The sequence below is a fragment of the Pseudonocardia sediminis genome (assembly GCF_004217185.1).
GTDB lineage: Bacteria > Actinomycetota > Actinomycetes > Mycobacteriales > Pseudonocardiaceae > Pseudonocardia > Pseudonocardia sediminis.
Genome location: NZ_SHKL01000001.1, coordinates 968,695 through 985,670, shown reverse-complemented (window position 1 = coordinate 985,670; position 16,976 = coordinate 968,695). Strand labels below are relative to the sequence as shown.

Annotated in this window: 12 protein-coding genes and 2 pseudogenes; 3 read left to right on the top strand and 11 right to left on the bottom strand. The window is 75.5% G+C overall.

The window, feature by feature from the left end:
• Positions 1-540: 540 nt before the first annotated feature.
• The 3 genes from EV383_RS04815 to EV383_RS04805 all read right to left on the bottom strand — a co-directional run bounded on the left by EV383_RS04815 (position 541) and on the right by EV383_RS04805 (position 2,313).
• Positions 541-1,296 carry a glycoside hydrolase family 16 protein gene (locus EV383_RS04815; protein ID WP_165438234.1) on the bottom strand — a complete coding sequence of 252 codons (756 nt, stop codon included), beginning with the start codon at positions 1,294-1,296 and terminating at the stop codon, positions 541-543.
• Between the two features lie 218 nt (positions 1,297-1,514).
• Entirely contained in the window at positions 1,515-2,018 is a 504-nt protein-coding gene (locus EV383_RS04810; RefSeq protein ID WP_130288786.1) for a hypothetical protein, read from the bottom strand.
• 34 nt (positions 2,019-2,052) lie between these two features.
• Entirely contained in the window at positions 2,053-2,313 is a 261-nt protein-coding gene (locus tag EV383_RS04805) for a helix-turn-helix transcriptional regulator (protein WP_130288785.1), read from the bottom strand.
• Positions 2,314-2,412: 99 nt separating this feature from the next.
• Between EV383_RS04805 and EV383_RS04800 the strand changes: the two genes are divergently transcribed.
• Together EV383_RS04800 and EV383_RS04795 are read left to right on the top strand one after the other, a co-directional pair.
• Positions 2,413-3,252, top strand: a complete 840-nt coding sequence (locus EV383_RS04800) for an LLM class F420-dependent oxidoreductase (protein ID WP_130288784.1) — start codon at positions 2,413-2,415, stop codon at positions 3,250-3,252.
• 113 nt (positions 3,253-3,365) lie between these two features.
• Entirely contained in the window at positions 3,366-4,058 is a 693-nt protein-coding gene (locus EV383_RS04795; RefSeq protein WP_130288783.1) for a phosphatase PAP2 family protein, read from the top strand.
• 43 nt (positions 4,059-4,101) lie between these two features.
• On the opposite strand, the gene EV383_RS31985 is transcribed toward EV383_RS04795, so the two are convergent.
• Positions 4,102-8,025, bottom strand: coding sequence for an ATP-dependent helicase (locus tag EV383_RS31985; RefSeq protein WP_242622895.1), 3,924 nt, complete (start codon positions 8,023-8,025; stop codon positions 4,102-4,104).
• Positions 8,026-8,522: 497 nt separating this feature from the next.
• On the opposite strand from EV383_RS31985, the gene EV383_RS04780 reads away from it, so the two are divergent.
• Complete coding sequence (locus EV383_RS04780; protein WP_130288782.1) at positions 8,523-8,876, top strand: MGMT family protein; 354 nt, start codon at positions 8,523-8,525, stop codon at positions 8,874-8,876.
• Positions 8,877-9,509: 633 nt separating this feature from the next.
• Here the strand turns inward: EV383_RS04780 and EV383_RS33245 are convergent.
• The 7 genes and pseudogenes from EV383_RS33245 to nirB all read right to left on the bottom strand — a co-directional run.
• A pseudogene (locus tag EV383_RS33245) lies at positions 9,510-9,968 on the bottom strand (class I SAM-dependent methyltransferase); the annotation flags it as partial.
• Positions 9,969-10,283: 315 nt separating this feature from the next.
• A pseudogene (locus EV383_RS31600) lies at positions 10,284-10,703 on the bottom strand (class I SAM-dependent methyltransferase); the annotation flags it as partial.
• Between the two features lie 49 nt (positions 10,704-10,752).
• Positions 10,753-11,775, bottom strand: coding sequence for an ArsR/SmtB family transcription factor (locus EV383_RS04770; RefSeq protein ID WP_130288780.1), 1,023 nt, complete (start codon positions 11,773-11,775; stop codon positions 10,753-10,755).
• A gap of 109 nt (positions 11,776-11,884) precedes the next feature.
• Positions 11,885-12,598: a sirohydrochlorin chelatase gene (locus EV383_RS04765; protein WP_130288779.1), complete on the bottom strand. Its 714-nt coding sequence runs from the start codon at positions 12,596-12,598 to the stop codon at positions 11,885-11,887.
• On the bottom strand, positions 12,595-13,761 hold the full coding sequence (locus tag EV383_RS04760) for a uroporphyrinogen-III synthase (RefSeq protein ID WP_423213684.1): 1,167 nt from the start codon (positions 13,759-13,761) through the stop codon (positions 12,595-12,597). Before EV383_RS04760 ends, EV383_RS04765 begins: the two co-directional genes overlap by 4 nt.
• Before the next feature lie 134 nt (positions 13,762-13,895).
• On the bottom strand, positions 13,896-14,330 hold the full coding sequence (gene nirD / locus EV383_RS04755; protein WP_130288778.1) for a nitrite reductase small subunit NirD: 435 nt from the start codon (positions 14,328-14,330) through the stop codon (positions 13,896-13,898).
• Positions 14,327-16,864: a nitrite reductase large subunit NirB gene (gene nirB, locus EV383_RS04750; protein ID WP_130288777.1), complete on the bottom strand. Its 2,538-nt coding sequence runs from the start codon at positions 16,862-16,864 to the stop codon at positions 14,327-14,329. The genes nirD and nirB overlap by 4 nt, the downstream gene beginning before the upstream one ends.
• Between the last annotated feature and the right edge of the window lie 112 nt (positions 16,865-16,976).

The following is a 16,976-nucleotide window of genomic DNA, read 5'->3' as shown; positions in this document are numbered from 1 at the left end:
GCCCCCGCGGCTCCGGCGCCGCGTCCGATACGGGACGCGGTGAGACAGGACCCAGTACGCCAGGACTCGGTTCGACCGGCTGCGGCCCGGCCGGGCGCGACTCCGCCGAGCGCGACTCCGCCGGGCGCGACTCGGCGGAGCGGGGCTCGGCCGGGCGAGGCTCTGCGAGGCGGGGCTCGCCCGCCGGCGGCTCAACAGGACGGGACCCGGAAGGACGGGACCGGGCCGACACGGCGGTGGCCGCGACGATCGGGGAGGACAGCAGGAGACCGGGACCGGGGGCGTGGCCCTCGGGGACGGAATCGTCGGTCGCACGCGCGGACCGGGCCGGGAGTCGCTGTGTCGCCACCGACGAGCCGGTCGGCTCGGGAGCACCGCGGTCGGACGCGGTACCGACGGGTGCAGGTCGGCCCGGCAACCGGGTGGTGAGCTCGTCCCGCATCACCGGTGACGATACCGAGTTGACGATCTTGCTCGGTCACCCCGTCGGACGACCCCGGACCGGCCCGTCTGCTACCCGGAGTCAGGACGGCCCCGGGATCAGCCCCGCTTCGAGATGCGCGCCCAGTCGACCTGCAACGTCACCTTGTCCGGGGTGCTCGCGTCCGGCGCCGGCATCCAGTTCGTCGCCGGGCCCTGGTCGAGCTGGATGCACAGGTGCATCGGCGTGGTCGGGATGACCTTCTTGTCGGTCGTCTCCCACGCCTTCACGCCGTCGACGTACCAGGTGATGCGGTCGGGCAGCCACTCCATGGCGAAGTCGTGCCACTTCGTGAAGTCCCCGGCCCGGCTGGTGCCGACGATCCGGTTGTCCGCGCCGTAGTGCACGAACGCGGTCGCGGCGGTCCGCTTCTCGCTGGGGACCTCCATCATGTCCAGCTCCCCGTCCTCCGGGAACTTCTCGGAGTCCGGCCACAGCAGGATCGCCGAGCTGTAGCCCTTGCCCGCCGAGGTGCGGGCGCGGAACTCCCAGCGGCCGTAGAGCTGACCGGCGCCCATCGCCATCCCGCCGGACGTGCCGCCGTTCAGGCGCGGCTGCGCGGTGATCGTCAGCAGGCCGTTCCCCTGGCTGATCGCGGACGGGCGGCGCAGGCCGTTGCCGAACGCGCCGACCGAGTCGTAGGTCTTCCACGTCGACGTGTTCAGCGCCGGGGCGTTGAACTCGTCGCCGCCGGCCGGGACCCAGCCGGTGGGCGCGGCCTGGGCGGTCGGGGCGAGCACCGCCAGTGCGGCGAGCGCGGCGGCGGCGATCACCCCCGCTCCGGTACGACGGGAACGCAGCGGACGAGGGCGCACGACGGACTCCTTCGCACACCGGGTGGGGGCGACGCGCCCGGGTCGGGGAGGTGGGCGCGATGGGGAGAGCGGCCGGTGGCGAGGGAGAAGATACCGCGACCCGATCTCGTCCCCATCACGGCGAACCACTATTACTGCAGGTCACGGTCATAACGCCGACGGTCACGGAACGATATCTCTGTGACCGCCGAACGGACTTGCTGAATGGACTGAACGGCCTATCGGGCCGCGATGTCGTCCACGGCGGACTCACGGCGGCGCGTGCGGATCTCCGTCCAGCCCATCAGTCCGAGGACGAGTACGGCGCCCGCCACCGCGCCCCAGAGCGTCGAGGCACCGAACCCGTCGTCGCTCCCGCGCACCAGCAGCCCGGCGGCCATCGTGAGGACCAGGACCAGGTAGGGCACCATCCGCCACCGCGCCATCCGCGTCCCCTCGGTGCCGCGGACCCCGAGCTTCTCCGCGTAGACGATGCAGACCAGCGACGGCAGACCGACGATCCCGATCACGACCATGACGTAGGGCAGCGCCGGCGGTCCGCCGATCCAGATCATCGCCGCCGCGGCCGCCAGCCCGAGCCACAGCATCAGCTGGAACCCCACGGCCGACGCCTCGTTCCAGACGTCGCGGCGGCGCTCCTCGCGGTAGAACGGGTTGCCCAGGTCGCCCACCGCACCGGCCGCCCGGACGAACCACCCGTCGCGCTGCATCTCGTCCTCCATCACACGTCCTCCCCTGCCACGCCTCGGCGCGGCCTCACTCCGATGACCCGGCCGCGTTCCCCGCGGTCCGGCCGACCTCCGCCTCGGACCCGAACAACCCCTCGACGGTGCCGCCGAGCGCCCCGGCGACGGCCAGGGCGAGATAGACCGACGGCGCGTAGTCGCCCGCCTCGACGGCCACGACGGTCTGACGGGTCACGCCGACGTGCCCGGCCAGCTCGGCCTGTGTCATGCCGGCCGCCGTCCGGGCCGCTCGGACGGCGTTGCGCCGTCCCCTCGCCGATGTCCGTCCCACGCCGTCGAGTGTCAAGGTTACCGGACATCATGTCAAGTACACCGGACATCAGCACGGCTCCCAGGGAATACGGGCGGGCCTGCGAGCGTCCTAGGGATCATGAGTGTGGAACTGGGCCGCTACGGCATCTGGCAGCACGCGGGAGTCCTGACCCCGGAGCTCGCGCGCGAGATCGAGTCCCTCGGGTTCGGCGCGATCTGGCTCGGCGGGTCGCCTCCCGGCGACCTGTCGATCGCGGAGTCGCTGCTCGACGCGACCGACCGCATCGCCGTCGCGACCGGCATCGTCAACATGTGGTCGACGCCGGCGGACGAGGTCGCGTCCTCCTACCACCGGATCGAGGCGAAGCACCCCGGCCGTTTCCTGCTGGGCGTGGGCGTCGGGCACCCGGAGGCGACCAGTGACTACACGCGTCCGTACGCCACGGTCGTCGAGTACCTGGACGCGCTCGACGCCGCCGACGTCCCGGTCGCCGGACGGGCGCTCGCCGCGCTCGGCCCGAAGGTCCTCAAGCTCTCCGCCGAGCGGACCGCGGGCGCACACCCCTACCTGACGACGCCGGAGCACACCCGCGAGGCGCGCGGGATCCTCGGCGACGGCGTGCTGCTCGCCCCCGAGCACAAGGTCGTCCTGAACTCCGACCCGGCGGCGGCCCGCGAGATCGGCCGTCCGGCCGTGCAGAAGCCCTACCTGGGCCTGCGCAACTACGTCAGCAACCTCAAGCGTCTCGGCTGGGCCGACTCCGACATCGCCGACGGCGGCAGCGACGCCCTGATCGACGCGCTCGTCGCGCACGGCGAGCCGGACGCGGTCGCGGCCCGGCTCGACGAGCACCTCGCCGCCGGCGCCGACCACGTCTGCGCGCAGATCCTCACCCCGAAGGGTGCCGACCTGACGCCGGACCTGCGTCGTCTCGCCGGGGCCCTCGGCCTGGGCTGAGCCCGCACCGGTCACCCGGCCCGGCGCCGTCCGGTCACGAAGGTTGATGAAACCCGTGTGACGGTCGGCGTTGGGCCGTCTGGGGCGTCCCGGTTCTCGGTAGCCTCGTCCCGGTGCGCCACGCCCCGGTCCCCCTGCTCGGACCGCTGCGTCGTCCCGCGCCGTTCGTGGCCGGAATCGCGTTCGTCGTCTTCGCCGCGCTCGGCCTCTGGTACTCCGGTGATGCGGACGCGGGGCGGGTCGACACCCATACCGAGAACGCCGTCGACGCGGTCACCGGGTCGCACTGGCGGTTCTTCGGCCGGGTGATCGAGTTCGGGTCACCGCAGTTCGTGGTGCTCGCGGGCGGCCTCCTCGCCGGGCTGTGCCTCCTGCTCGGACGACGCCGCCTGGCCGTGCTGGCGATCGTCGGCCCCGGGCTGACCGGTCTGGCGACGACGTTCTTCAAGCCCCTGTTCGGCCGCACGATCGGCGACACCGCCGGGTTCGCCTACCCGAGCGGGCACACCGGCGGCGCGACGTCGATCGCGCTGGTCGCGGCGTTGCTCCTGGTCAGCCTGATCCCGGCCGGGCGCGGGGCCGCGCTGACGCTGGTCGGGGCGGCGGCGCTGGTGGCCGGCGGCGCGGTCGGCGCCGGGATGGTGACGATCGGGGCGCACTACCCCACCGACACCGTCGGCGGGTTCTGTGTCGCCCTCGCGCTCGGGCTGGGCTCGGCGCTGGTGATCGACGTGGTCGCGGACCGCCGCGCCGAGCGGAACCGGCCGATCCGGATCAACCCCGGGCCGCCCACTCCCGCACTGTGACTCCCCGGTCCCCTCTCCGCACGCCCCTCGACGGCCGCCCCGTTCAGTCCGAGAGCACCGAGCGGCCGGGTTCGACGGCCGGACAGCTGGTCCGCACCGGGCAGCGGTCGCAGTCGGGCCCGACCCGGGCGACGAACACCGCGCCGGACGCGTCGTCGGCGCACTGCAGGACGACGTCACGCCACTGCTGAGCGGCCTCGGTGTCGAGCGGCTCCTGCGAGGGTTCCTTGGGCGCGCCGGTGGCCTTGCGGTCGGCCAGGAACACCAGACGCGCCCCGCCCGGCTGCACGCCCGACCCGACCAGGTCGTCGAACGCACCCAGTGACGCAGCGAGCTGGTAGACCGCGAGCTGCGGGTGCTCGGCCGCCTGCTTGGCCGGGGTGGCGGTCTTGCCCGTCTTCACGTCGACGACGACCGGGCGCCCCTGCGCGTCGGTCTCCAGCCGGTCCACCCGGCCCCGCAGGCGGACGCGTCGGGCGGCGGTGGCGGCTTCCTCCGGGTCCGGGTCGTCGGGGTGGTCGCCGTCCAGGTCGAGCTGCATCGGCTGCTCGACCGCGACGAGCGAGAGACCCTGCTCGCGGCTGTCGCGCACCCACTCGTCGAACGCGGCGAGCATCGCGCGCACCCGCTCCAGCTCGCGACGGCCGAACCAGGGCGCCCCCGCGTCGAGCCGCGCCCACGCCGAGCGCAGCGCCGACTCCAGCTCGGACGGGTCCGCGCCGGCCGCCTTGGCCTGCACGAGCGCGTGCACCAGCGACCCGGTCACGGCGGACAGCGCGCTGGTCTCGTCACCGCCGTGGCGCTGCAGCACCCAGCGCAGCGGGCAGGACGCGATCGTCTCGACGTCCGAGGGCGAGACCGGGACGAGCTCGCCGGGCGCGCGCAGCGGCTCACCGCTGGAGAGATCGGCGAGGCCGTACCAGTCGTCCGGGTGCGCGCCGGGCACGCCGTCCGCGGCGAGACGGGCCAGCTGCGTCGCCGCCCGCCGGCGCCGCGCCGCCAGGTCGGGCACCCCGTGGTCGGGGACGGCGACGACCCGGCGCAGCTCGCCGACCAGCTCGGGGAGCACCAGCGACCTCCCCGGGCGGTGCACGGCACGGGCCTCGGTCGCGTCGGCCGGGCGCGGGTCGAGCTCGTCGAGGAAGCGCGAGGGCTGCTCGTCCTCACCCTGGATGCCGCTGACCAGCAACGACTCCTTCGCCCGCGTGCAGGCGACGTAGAAGAGCCTGCGTTCCTCGGCGAGCAGCGGCGCCACCCGGGACACCGTCGCGTCCGGCTCGGCGACGCCCGCGACGAGGTCGACGAGCTGCTCGTTGCCGAGCAGGCTGCCCCGCAGGCGCAGGTCCGGCCACTGGCCCTCCTGCACGCTCGGCACGGCGACCACGCGCCACTCCCGTCCGCGCGCGGAGTGCGCGGTGGTCAGCTCGACGGCGGTGTCGCGCGGGGCCTGGTCGGCGAGCGTGTCGCCGGGGAGCTGCTGGTCGGCGATGTAGTCCAGGAACCCGGCGACGTCGGCGCCGGGCAGCCGGTCGGTGTAGCGCGCGGCGGCGTCGAACAGCGCCATGACGGCGTCCAGGTCACGGTCCGCCGCGGCTCCGGCCGGACCGCCCCGGGCGCTGGCCTCGCTCCACCGCCTCGCCAGCGTGGTGCGCCGCCACACCCGCCAGAGCACCTCCTCGACGCTCTGACCCTCGGCGATCGTGCGGGCGGCGGTGTCGAGCAGCGCACCGATGTCGCGCAGCGGCGCGGTCTCGGCCGCGGGCAGCGCTACGAGCGGGTCCGGACTCCCGGACGCGGCGGCGCGCAACGCCTCGACCAGCAGCGGATCGCTGCTCGCGGCCTCGACGTCACTGCCGTCGAAGGGGGTGACGGCGGCGAGGACCCGTGCCGTGGGCGACGCCGGACCGGCGTCGGTGTCCCGGTCGACCGGGACCACCCCGTCGACGGAGCCGGTGGCCCGGCCGGGGGCGCCGCCGGGTCCGACGACCGAGGCCGAGCCGTCACCGGCGCCGACAGGCCGACCCTCGGCCGAGCCGTCGCCGATCCCGGCGGCCGGGCCAGAGCCGTCGCCGGTCCCGGCGGCCGGGCCGAAGCCGTCGCCGGTCCCGGGGGCGCGGCCGTCGCCGGGCGAAGGCTCGTCTCCTGAGCCGGGCGAGTCCTCCGGCGCGGTCGTGGCGCGGGATCCCGCGGCGTGCAGACGCAGCAGCCCACGTCGCAGGCGGCGCATCCGCATCGGGTCCCCCGACCCGAGCGGAGAGGTCAGCAACGCGACGGCCAGGTCGGCGTCGATCGCCGACGGCCGGCCCGCCCCGCGCAGGATCAGCAGCAGCGGGACGACGGCGGGCTGGCGCGACAGCGGCAGCTCGTCCGGCGGCGCCGCGATCGGGACGCCGGCCGCGGCCAGGGCCCGGCGCAGCGCGGGCAACGTCCGCCGGGCCGACCGGGACAGCACGGCCATCTCGGCCCAGGGGACGCCGTCGACGAGGTGCGCCCGCCGCAGACGGTCGGCGATCCACCCGGCCTCGGCCGCGGCCGAGCCGAACACCCGGACCTGGACCGCCGCCCCCTCTGGATCGGCCGCGGAGGAATCGGTCACGGAGGGATCGGGCGCTGAACCATCGGCCGTGGATGAGGCGGCCGCGGAGGGGGCGGGCGCGGAGGGGGCGGGCGCGGAGGTGCCGCCCGGCGAAGAACCGGCCGCGGACGGCGCCGGGCGTTCCCCCACCTGGGACGGCTCCGGCCCGGATCCGTCCGGCGCGATCCCGTCGTCGACGGCCGGTCCCGCCGGATCGATGCCCTCGGCCGGATCCGGCGGCCCGGCGACGTCCTCCGCCATGTCGTCGTCGGTGTCCGGACCGCGGCGGTTGCGACCCGGACCGGCTCCGGGCAGCTTCCCGGCCAGTCGCGCCCCGGCGGCGCGGACGGCGTCGGTCTGGCGGTGGTCGACGGTGAGCACCTCGGACGGCGCGTCGACCGCATTCAGTCCCTGCGGGTCGGCGCCGCGGAAGGTCAGGACGGCCTGGTCCGGGTCCCCGGCCAGCAGCGTCACCTGCGCGGACCCGGCCAGGACGCGGACAAGCTCCATCTGCTGCGGGTCGAGATCCTGCGCGTCGTCGACGAGCAGGTGCCGCACCCGGGCCCGTTCCCGCGCGCGCAGCTCGGGGTCGGCGGCCAGCGCGTCGAGTGCGGCGGACACCAGCTCGGCGGAGTCCAGCGCGGGCGCGGTGGCCTGGGGCGCGCCCCGGCCGGCGGCTCCGCGCAGCAGGATGACCTGCTCGTAGGTGCGGAAGAACGTCGCCGCGGCCACCCACTCGTCACGGCCGTGGGTCCGGCCGATCTCGTCGAGCTCGTCCGGGCCGAGCCCGCGTTCGGCCGCACGCAGCAGGAGCTCGCGCAGCTCGGCGGCGAACCCGGGCAGGCCGAGTGCCGGGTCCAGCCGCTCCGGCCAGCCCGAGCCCGGGACGCTGCCGTTCCAGTTCGCGATCTCCCCGGCCAGCAGCTCCCGGACCACGACGTCCTGCTCCGCGCTCGCCAGCAGCCGCGGCGGCGGGTCCTCGTGCTGCGCGGCATGCAGGCGCAGCACCCCGAACGCGTAGGAGTGCACGGTGCGCACCAGCAGCTCCCGCGACGTACGCGCGGCGAGCCCCGTGCCGTCCTGCGGGCCCGACGGCGCGAGCATCGGGATCAACCGGTCCCGCAGCTGCGTGGCCGCACGCCGGCTGCCGACCAGGAACAGGAGGTTCTCCGGCGGCACCCCCTCCCGGATCCGGCGGGCCACGGCCTCGAGCAGCAGCGTCGTCTTCCCCGTGCCGGGGCCGCCGAGGACCCGTAACGGGCCGTGGTCGTGGTCCAGCACCCGGCGCGCGGGCGCCGACCATCGTGTCGCGGGCGCGAGCAGTTCCGGCGCGCGGACGAGCCGCGGTCCGGACGTCGACGCCTGCTGCGCGGCGGTGCGGGTGGATGCCACGTCCAGGATTCGACCACGCCGCCCCGACAGTTCCGCCCTCCCCGGGCCCCGCGTCGCCGATCGCACCCCCTTCCCCGGCGGGAGGTCACCGACGCGCCGGGCCGGCCCGTGGCCGGACGCCCGGCGGTCCCGGTCCGCGGTCGGCGGCCGGGGACGCCGAGTGACGCGTGATGGCCCGGTCCGGTCGCTTCGGCCACCATGACGCGCCACTCGACGGCCCGTCGGCCCGGCAGCCGGAGACGTCGTACCGCGGCGGCGCCCGAGTGACGCGGGATGGCTCCCACCGGGCTCGTCGAGCACCGTGACGCGTCGCTCGACGGTCCGTCGGCCCGCCCGCAGGAGACGTCATACCGCGGCGGCGCCCGAGTGACGCGAAGTGGCTCCGACCGGGCTCGTCGAGGACCGTGGTGCGTCACTCGCCTCCGCCGGCGGCGGGTCCGGTGGGTTGTCGGTGGGTGGTGGGACGATCGGGGTCGAACTCGCGGAGGAGGGGCGGGATGGACGAGGAGACGCTGGAACGCGTGAGGGACGTGGTCGCGGCGATCCCGCCCGGGCAGACGCTGAGCTACGGCGAGGTCGCGGGACGCGCCGGGATCCGGTCGGCGCGGCTGGTCGGACGGATCCTGTCCGAGGACGGCCACGATCTGCCGTGGCACCGGGTCCTGCGGGCGAACGGCACCTCGGCGCCACACATCGCACAGGAGCAGGCCGCCCGTCTGCGGGCCGAGGGCGTGCTGATGGTCGACGGCCGGCTCCCGCCGGAGCACCGGCGCACCCCGTCCCGTCGCCGCGGCGCCACCGGTGAGGGCCGTCCCCGATCGGCACCCGAGACGACGGACCCGGGCGTCTGACCGGGCCGCACCGCAACCGACCTCGCGCAGAGCACCCGATCGGCGTCCCACGGGCGGCGGCCGTCGGGCGGTGCCGTCGGGCGGCGGCCGTCGAATGCGGCGACCGAGTAGCGACGACCGGGCTTCGACGTGGTCAGCAACCGGCTGTCCCCGCGCGGTCGGCACGCGGTCGACGTGTGCCGCTGCGGGACGCGCGCCCCGCATCGCACGGTCCGGCCAGCGGCGCCGTCGAGAGTCACCTTTCGGCGAGACCGGTCGCCATTCTGTGACGATCGGTGCCCGACTTCGGGGAGCGTGACGCCGAGTGTCACGACATGGCGACCTGAGCAGCAATGTCGTGTCGCTCGACGGGCAATGCCATCTCACGCCATCGAGCGGCCTCATGTCACAGGGTCGACCACCGCCGGGTCAGCTCGCCGGGCCGACCTCCCGCAACATCGGGAGTCACGTTCCGGCGAGACCAGTCGCCACGTCGTGACGCTGGGCGGCCCGCCCCGGGCAGCGCTGCATCGAGCGTCACGAGTTGGCAGACGCATCGACCACTTCGTGACGCTCGGCGGCCGGACTCAGGCAGCGCTGCATCGAGCGTCACGCCCAGGCGATCCCGACCGCCATTTCGTGACGCTCGACCGGTCAACCGGAGTGGGGTGGCGGCAGCGGGCCGGGGCGGGTGCCGATCACCACCGTCGAACCCAGATCGTCGTCCTCGACCACGCGCGCGCGGAGGCCGTGGGCGGTGAACACCCCGGCGAGGACGGCGGACTGCTCCCGGCCCGTCTCGATCAGCAGCGATCCGCCCGGTGCGAGCCAGCCCGGGGCCGCCGCGGCGACGCGACGGGCGACGTCCAGGCCGTCGGCGCCGCCGTCGAGCGCGACGCGAGGCTCGTGGTCGCGGGCCTCCGGGGGCATGGTCGCGATGGCGTCGGTCGGCACGTACGGCACGTTCGCCACCAGCACCGACACCCGGCCGCGCAGCTCCGCGGGCAGCGGGGCGTCGAGGTCTCCCTCGTACACGTGACCACGGAACGGAGCGAGGTTGCGCCGTGCGCACGCCACCGCGGCCGGGTCGATCTCGGCCGCATGCAGCTCGATCGGGACGCCGCCCGGACCGGCCGACTCCGGACCAGCCCACCCCGAAACAGCCGCGCCCGGGACAGCCGACTCCGGACCAACCGACCCCGGGGCGGCCAACTCCGGGACGGCCAACTCCGGGACGGCCGCGCCCGGGACGGCCGGCTCCGGACCAGCCAACTCCGGGACGGCCGCGCCCGGGACGGCCGCGCCCGGGACGGCCGGCCCCGGGGTGGCCGGCCCCGGGGTGGACGGCCCCGGGGTGGACGGCCCCGGGGTGGACGGCCCCGGGGTGGACGGCCCCGGGGTGGACGACGACCCCGTGTGGAGCGAACGGAGAGTCGAGGCCACCGCGGCCCCGATCGCGCCGGCGCCGCAGCAGAGGTCGACCACGATCGGCATCCGGGGCCCCGGTGTCCCGACGCGCACCGCGGGTCCACTCCGGTCGGGCATGGCCGGCGGCAGGGACGGCGGGGAGGCGGTCGGCGAACCCAGCAACGCGACCGCCTCGTGCACCAGCGCCTCGGTCCGGCGTCGCGGGACGAACACCCCGGGAGCCACGTCGATACGCAGCCCGCCGAACTCCGCCCATCCGAGGAGATGCTCCAGCGGAAGTCCCTCGACCCGTCGTGCCACCAGGGAGTCCAGTGCGGCCTCATCGGCGGCGGCCTCGAGGAGCAGCGCCGCCTCGTCCTCGGCGAACACGCACCCGGCCGCGCGCAGCCGCGCCACGACAGGCCCCGCGTCCACGTTCATCGGCCCATCATCGCGGCCGGACGAGCCGCGCCGGCGCCGAGGCCGTCGCTCAGCCCGTCGGACCCGTGCGCGGACGGGCGGGCAGACGCCGCGGTGTCGACAGCGGGGGACGCAGCGGGAGGTCGGACACCCCGTAGAGCTCCAGCAACCCGGTCCCCCGGTCGGTCCGCTCGACCACCGTGTGACGGCCCTCGCGCCGCCGCGAGACCAGCCCGTCCGCGACCAGGGCGGAGATCTGGTGGGTGGCCGTCGCCGGGGCGAGGCCGACCGCCGAGGCGAGCCGCGACATCGTCCACGGCGTCCCGAGCAGGCGCAGCAGCGTCGCGCGGACCGGCGTCAGCAGCGCGGCGAGACCGCCCTCGTCCTCACCGGCCGGCACCGGGGCCGGGTAGCCCAGCCACACCAGGCCGGGGCGGTCCAGGTTGCTGATCGAGACGTCCACACCCGACAGCAGCGGTGCGAGCACGACGGTGTGCCGGCTCGCGTCGACGTCGGTGCCCTCCGGGTCCGGGAACTCCAGCGCGCCGTCGACCATCCGCCCGCGCGGGTGCGCCTGGGCGAGCACGATGTCGAGGGCCCCGCGCGCGGCGGCCGTCCCGACCCGTTCGATCTCGCGGCCGCGGCGGCGGTCCTGCGCCTGCCACACCGGCTCGACCAGGCGCCACACCGTCTCCAGCGCCGCGGCGGTGTCCCCGAGCCAGCGCCGCGCGGCCCCGGCCACCTCCGACCAGTGCGGGGGCGGGTCCCCGGCGTAGGTGAGATCGAGATCGGCGTGCAGGTCCTCCGCCGACATCGACCGCAGGCGCTCCAGCTCGTCGGCGACGGTGGTGTCGCGGTCCGGCGCCGCGGGGGTCAGCGCCTCCGGCGCGACCGAGCTCCCGGGGACGACCAGGCGGGACACCGCGTGCAGTTCCGCGCCGGACCACCGGTCCCCCACCGCGGGACGGCCTCCGCGCATCCGGGCCGCAGCTGCGGCGCAGGCCAGGGCCAGCACGCTCGTGTACGGATCGACGGTGACGCGCACCGTCGCCCCGGGATGGATGCGGACACGGCTGACCGTCCCGGCGTTCATGGTCCCCCTCACCACCACCACCGCCCGACCGGCGGCGCCCCACCGTCGACAGTAGCCGGGACCACCGACGATCGTCCGGGGATTCCCGGGGGCCTGGCGCAAAGAGGCGTCAGGCGGCGAGCGCGGCGGAGCGGGCGGCCGACCGGTAGCGCTGCAGCACCGTGCCGACGACGTCCGGGTGCACGCCCAGCGGCTCGGCCACCACGTCCGCACCGGACGCGCGCAGGCGCTCCTGGAACACCCCCGGCGCGAGCAGCCAGGACGCGACCGCGACCCGGCTCTCCCCGGCCCGGTGCAGCCCCTCGACCAGCGCGGAGACGCCCGGGTGCCCGGTCGCGGCGAACCCGACCCGGACCCTGCGACCCACCGACACACCGAGCATCCGCGCGGCCCGGCGGACCTCCGACACCGCGCCCGGGTCCGAGGACCCCGCGGCGGCCAGCACGACGGCGTCACCGGGACGGTGTCCGGCCAGGCGCAGCCGGTCGAACGCCGCGGCGGCGAGCCCCCGGTCCGGCCCCAGGGCCGGCGTGACCGGGAACCGCTCCGGGTCCGCGCCCGCCTCCCGCAGCTGCGCCGGCAGGTCGTGGCGCACGTGGTAGCCCGCGGCGAGGAACGCCGGCAGGACGACGGCGCCCCGGTGGCCCTGCGCGGTCAGCCCGGCGACGGCCTCGCCCACGGTCGGGCCCCGGACGTCGACGTAACAGACCCGCACGTCCAGACCGGGCTCGGCGGCCTCCGCCGCGGCGGCGAGCCCCCGGACCACGACGTCCGCGGCGGGGTTGCGGCTGCCGTGCGCGACCAGCAAAAGCGGGGGCCTCATCGCCGTCCCCCCTCGTCCGTCCGGTTCTCGGTCGTGCAGTGCCCGCCGAGGCCGGTCGCCCCGGTGCCGGGCTCCAGCGCGAGCCGGTAGCCGCGGCGCACGACCGTCTGCACCAGCCCGGGCTCGCCCAGGGCCGCCCGCAGGCGGGCGATCGCGTTCTCCACGGCGTGCTCGTCGGCCGCCCCGCCGGGCTGCGCGGCGAGCAGCTCGGAGCGCGGCACCACCCGTCCCGGACGCTTGGCCAGCACCCGCAGCAGCGCCATCGGCGTCGGCGGGACCGGGCGCAGGACGCCGTCGACCAGCACGGCGTGGCCGCGCAGCTCCAGCTCGTGCGACGCCACCGGGAGCCGACGCGCCCGCGTCGGCGCCGCCGACTCCAGGGTGCGCACCATCGCCCCGAGCCGGGAACGCTGCGGCTGCAGGGTGGGCACGTCGAGCGCCTCCAGCGGCGCCGCAGTCACCGGGCCCACGCACAGCGCCAGCACCGGACCGCGCAGCGCGGCGACGAGATCGTCGTGCACGCCGAGCTCCCCGGCCCGGGCCAGCAGGCCGGCCGCGGCGGGTGCGCTGGTGAACGCGAGCATGTCGATGCCGCCGGACAGCGTAGACGCGATCAGCCGGTCCAGCGGGGCGATGTCGAGCGGCGGGGCCCAGCGGTACACCGGGACCGTCACGACCTGCGCCCCGGCCATCTCCAGCGCCTCGACGACGTCGGGCAGCGGCTCTCCGTGCAGCTGCACCGCGATCCGGCACCCCTCGACGCCGCGTTCGAGCAGGTGCTCGAGCACCTCCGCCGTCGACTCCGACTCCGGCGACCACGCGTCCACCAGCCCGGACGCGCGGATCGCGCCGCGCGCCTTGGGCCCGCGGGCGAGCATCTCGCAGCTCCCGAGCGCGGTGAGCAGTGCCTCGCCGAGGCCCCAGCCGTCGGCGGCCTCCATCCAGCCGCGGTAGCCGATGCCGGTGGTCGCGACCGCGATGTCCGGCGGCTCGGCGATCAGCGCGCGGGTGGTCGTCTCCAGGTCGGCGTCGTCCGCGAGCGCGACGATCCGCAGCGCGGCGCCCTGCTGGATCACCGCGCCGCGGCGCTCGAGCATGGTGGCGAGCTCCTCGGTCCGCCGGGCCGCGGTGATGCCGACGGTGAACCCGGCCAGCGAGGGCACCGGTTCGCCGCGCACACCGGTGGCGGGTGAGCGTTCCTCGTCCGACTGTGCGGCCACGGGGCCTCCGTTCCTCCGGCCGGGGACGGCGCGGGAACGGGCCGGGAGGTGGTGCGTCGTCGCCCGGGTCCGGGCGGTCACCGTAGCCCGATCGCCACGTCGCCGCCGTGCACCCGGGTCTGGTAGACGCCGAGCGTGACCGACGGGTCGTCGAGCGCCCGCCCGTCGTCGAGGCCGAAGGCCTGCTTGTGCACCGGCGACGCCACGGTCGGCACGCCGCCGCGGTCGCCGACGATGCCGCGGGAGATCACCGCCGCACCGGTGTAGGGGTCCACGTTGCCGACGGCGTGGAGCACGTCGCCGTCCATCCGGAAGATCGCGACCTGGGTGTCGCCGACGAGCGCCGCCGCCCCGCGTCCGGGCTGCAGCGCCTCCAGCGGGCAGATGTACAGCCAGCCGGTGACCTCGGTCCCGGCCCGCGCCGCGGGCCGGGTCTCCGGCGACCGGCGCGGCTCCAGGGCCGGATCGGAGGCGACGGTGGCGGGGTCGGTGAGAGCTCGGGTGACGGTCATGAGTGCACCTCCGGTAGGCCGATCAGGACGGGCTCGTTATTGCGGGGAGCGGGCACGTTCTGCCCCCGCTCGGTGACGAAGCTGATCGAGGGGTCCGGGGTGTCCGGGGCGTTGACGAAGGACACGAAGCGCGACAGCTTCTCCGGGTCGTCGAGGACCCCGCGCCACTCGTCGGCGTAGGAGTCGATGTGGCGCGCCATCGCCGCGTCGAGGTCGGCGCCGATGCCCAGCGAGTCCTCGACGATCACCGCGTACAGGTGGTCGAGCCCGCCCTCCATCGCCTCGATCCACGGCGCGGTGCGCTGCAGACGCTCGGCGGTGCGCACGTAGAACATCAGGAACCGGTCGATCGTACGGACCAGCGTCGCGGTGTCGACGTCGGCGACGAGCAGCTCGGCGTGGCGCGGGGTGAACCCGCCGTTGCCGCCGACGTAGAGGTTCCAGCCGGTCTCGGTGGCGATGATCCCGAAGTCCTTGGACCGGGCCTCGGCGCACTCGCGGGCGCAGCCGGACACGCCGGACTTGATCTTGTGCGGGCTGCGCAGGCCGCGGTAGCGCAGCTCCAGCTCGACGGCCAGGCCGACCGAGTCCTGCACGCCGTAGCGGCACCAGGTCGTCCCGACGCACGACTTCACCGTGCGGAGCGACTTGCCGTAGGCGTGCCCGGACTCGAACCCGGCGTCGACCAGACGGCGCCAGATGTCGGGCAGCTGCTCCACCCTGGCGCCGAACATGTCGATCCGCTGCCCGCCGGTGATCTTGGTGTAGAGCCCGAAGTCGCGCGCGACCTCGCCGATCACGATCAGGCCCTCGGGCGTGACCTCGCCGCCGGCGATCCGCGGCACGACGGAGTAGGTGCCGTTGCGCTGCATGTTCGCGAGGAAGTGGTCGTTGGTGTCCTGCAGCGTCGCGCGCTCGCCGTCGAGGACGTGCTCGTTGTAGAGCGTGGCCAGGATCGAACCGACGACCGGCTTGCAGATGTCGCAGCCCAGGCCGGTGCCGTGCGAGGCGACCAGCGCGGAGAACGACGTGATCCCGGCCCCGGCGACGATCTCGAACAGCTCGGCGCGGGAGTACGCGAAGTGCTCGCAGAGGGCCTTGGAGACCTCCACGCCCTGCTGGGTGAGGATCTTCGCCAGCGTCGGGACGCAGGACCCGCACGTCGTCCCGGCGCGGGTGCAGGCCTTGAGCGAGGCGACGTCGTGGGCGCCGTCGTCGATCGCGGCGCACAGCGCGCCCTTGGTGACGGCGTTGCAGGAGCAGATCTGTGCGGAGTCCGGCAGCGCGCCCGCGTCCGGCTCGGCGCCACCGGAGGAGATCAGCGTGACCGGGTCCTCGGGCAGCGCCGCCCCGACGAGGGGGCGCAGCGAGCCGTAGCGCGAGGCGTCCCCGACCAGGACGCCGCCGAGCAGGGTGGACGCGTCGTCGGAGACGACGAGCTTGGAGTAGGTGCCGGCGACGGGGTCGTTGACGACGATCTCCAGCGCGCCCTCGGCCGTGGCGTGCGCGTCGCCGAAGCTGGCCACGTCGACCCCGAGCAGCTTGAGCCGGGTGGACATGTCCAGCTCCTCGGGCGTCATCCGGGCGTCGCCGCCGAGCAGACGGTCCGCGACGACCTCGGCCATCGCGTAGCCCGGCGCGACCAGGCCGTAGGTGCGGCCCTGCAGCGCGGCGCACTCCCCGATCGCCCAGACGTGCTCGTCGTCGGTCCGGCAGCGGTCGTCGACGAGGACGCCGCCGCGCTCCCCGACCGCGAGGCCGTTCTCCCGTGCCAGGGCGTCCGCGGCACGGATGCCGGCCGAGAACACGACGAGGTCGGCGTCGAGCTCGACGCCGTCGGACAGGCGCGCGACGAGACGGTCGCGGTCGGCGGAGATCCCGTCCACCGAGACCCCGGTCCGGACCTTCAGGCCCTGTTCCTCGACGAGCGAGCGCAGCAGCGCACCCCCGCCCTCGTCGACCTGCACCGGCATCAGCCGCGGCGCGATCTCCACGACCTGCGGCGAGAGCCCGAGCAGCCGCATCGCGCGCGCCGCCTCCAGGCCGAGCAGCCCACCTCCGACGACGACGGCCGATCGCCGCCCGGGCGCGGTGCGCGCCACGGCCGCGGCGGCGGCCTCGGTGATCGCGTCGAGGTCGTCGAGGGTGCGGTAGACGAAGCAGCCGGGCAGGTCCTTGCCCGGGACCGGCGGGACGAACGGGGTCGAGCCGGTCGCGAGGACCAGTGCGTCGTAGCCGAACGACGCGCCGGACGCGGTCCGCACCGTGCGGGCGTCCCGGTCGACGGCGGTGACGGGGTCGCCGAGGTGCGTCGCGACCAGCGGGTCGGCGCGCAGGTCGTCGTCGGGGAGCCGCAGCTCCTCCTCCGACTTCCCGTCCACGTACGACGACAGGGCGACACGGTCGTAGGCGCGGCGGGTCTCCTCGCCGAGGACGGTGACCTGCCAGGTCCCCTCGGTGTCCCGGTCACGGAGCGCGGACACCAGCCGGTGCCCGACCATCCCGTTGCCCACAACGACGACTCGTCTGCTCACCCCGGTGACGGTAGGAACCGGTCATTACATCGACGCGACCCGTCGTGACGTCGACGTAACGAGCCGCTCACGAATCGGGCCGGAGCGCTGTGAGTGGCCCTGACCTGCGACG